Below are 1,691 nucleotides of genomic sequence, written 5' to 3' on the forward strand. Positions count from 1 at the left end.
TAATGCAGGAACTTATCCTGCTCTGCCAGCTTCTTGATGGTGTCCAGATCAGCAAACTGGAAGCCCATGGCCTCTGCGGTCTGGATATGGACATCCTCTTCCTTGACATCCATGTCAAAGCGATAAATATCCACGAAATAATTGTCGCCTTCATCCGGATTGATGCGCTGATAAGAGAACAGATAGCCGCCCTTTGCACCGGTCACATCCAAGCCGGTCTCTTCCCAAATTTCGCGCTGAATCGCCTGTGCAGAGGTCTCTCCTGCCATAACACCGCCGCCGGATACTTCCCACGAGCCCGGTGCCCATGCCTTGGTCATGACGCGCTGTGTAATCAGAAACTTACCGTCCGGTCGACGGATTACGCCGAGTACGGTCAGATGAAATTCGCCCGGCTGCATGTGCCAGTCGTTCTTTTTCATCGTTCGTCCGGTTGGCTGTTTATTTTCATCGTAAATATCCCATAATTCCATTATTTGGTACTCCTGTTCTGTTTTTCCTACAAGTATACTGTTTTATTATACGTCTGTTTCCGTCAATCAGCAAGTGATATTCAGAAAAATCTGCAAAAATTCAAAAATCCCAGAATGCATATGTATATTTTGCATAATTTTAGCGCAGTTTTTCACACAAAATTCATTGACATTTTAGCAAAACCGAAGTATAATAAATTCAAGTTAAGAGGTTACGGAATATAGCAATATTTCGTGCCTGAAATCAGGAGGTGTTCCTATGTATCCTATCATCACTATCAGCCGTGAATTCGGCAGCGGCGGTCATTCTATCGGTCAGGCGGTTGCAAAAGAGCTTGGCATTCCGTTTTATGACAGCGTTATCGTTGAGGAAGCTGCAAAAAAGAGCGGCTATTCCACAGATACCGTCGTAGAAGATGGAGAGTATACAACGCTTTCGCAGACATGGTTCAGCTCTAATGCGGCATATAATGTCAATTACCTGTCTCCGCAGGATAAAATATTCGAGGCACAGCGCAACGTGATTCTCGATCTGGCAGAAAAAGGTCCGTGCGTTATCGTCGGACGCTGCGCCGATTACATCCTCGACACCGCTGGTATCCCAGCTCTGAACGTGTTTATTCACGCGAACATGGAGTATCGCAAGGCGCACGTACTGGAACGCTACGGCAAGACCAATGTACCGATTGAGAAGCGGCTGCGCAAGAAAGACAAGGGACGCAAGACCTACTATCGCTACTATACCGACCGCGAATGGGGTCAGTCCAGCTACTATCATATCAGCTTGGATGCCAGCTATCTGGGCGAGCTGACTTGTGTGGACATCATCGCTTCTGCCGCTCGCAGAAAGAATGAAAACAAGTAAATACATTTCTAGCAAGAGCAGCTGTTGTAATGACAGCTGCTCTTTTTGTTGTCATCGCTTTTCTCCTTGGTTGCAGATCTGCATCGCCACGCCGTCCGGCATTTTCTCAAAACCAAATCGCTGATAAAACGCCGCGTTTTTGCTTTCTTCCGGCATGATTTCAATGTATAAATAATCTTTATATTTTTCTTTTACCATTTCAATCATGTGTCCGGCGATACCTTGCCCATGATACTGCGGATCTACCAATACATAATGCATATACGCCGTCATTTCTGTGTCATCCAACAGCCGTACCAGCCCAACAAGCCGTTCTGCATCCCAAGCCGTGATAACTGTCGAAGAATGCATCA

The 1,691-nt window shown here is 46.4% G+C and carries 3 protein-coding genes; 1 reads left to right on the forward strand and 2 read right to left on the reverse strand.

Annotated features, from left to right (window positions below; genetic code table 11):
- A partial coding sequence (locus ACR0P9_RS12105) for an NUDIX hydrolase (RefSeq protein ID WP_432620499.1) occupies positions 1 to 473 on the reverse strand: 473 nt, incomplete at its 3' end.
- A gap of 259 nt (positions 474 to 732) precedes the next feature.
- On the opposite strand from ACR0P9_RS12105, the gene ACR0P9_RS12110 reads away from it, so the two are divergent.
- Positions 733 to 1,338 carry an AAA family ATPase gene (locus ACR0P9_RS12110; protein WP_432620501.1) on the forward strand — a complete coding sequence of 202 codons (606 nt, stop codon included), beginning with the start codon at positions 733 to 735 and terminating at the stop codon, positions 1,336 to 1,338.
- Positions 1,339 to 1,389: 51 nt separating this feature from the next.
- On the opposite strand, the gene ACR0P9_RS12115 is transcribed toward ACR0P9_RS12110, so the two are convergent.
- On the reverse strand, positions 1,390 to 1,691 hold a 302-nt coding region (locus ACR0P9_RS12115; protein WP_432620503.1), incomplete at its 5' end, for a GNAT family N-acetyltransferase.

Origin of the sequence: Butyricicoccus sp. (assembly GCF_050872565.1) — a bacterium.
Lineage (GTDB): Bacteria > Bacillota > Clostridia > Oscillospirales > Butyricicoccaceae > Butyricicoccus_A.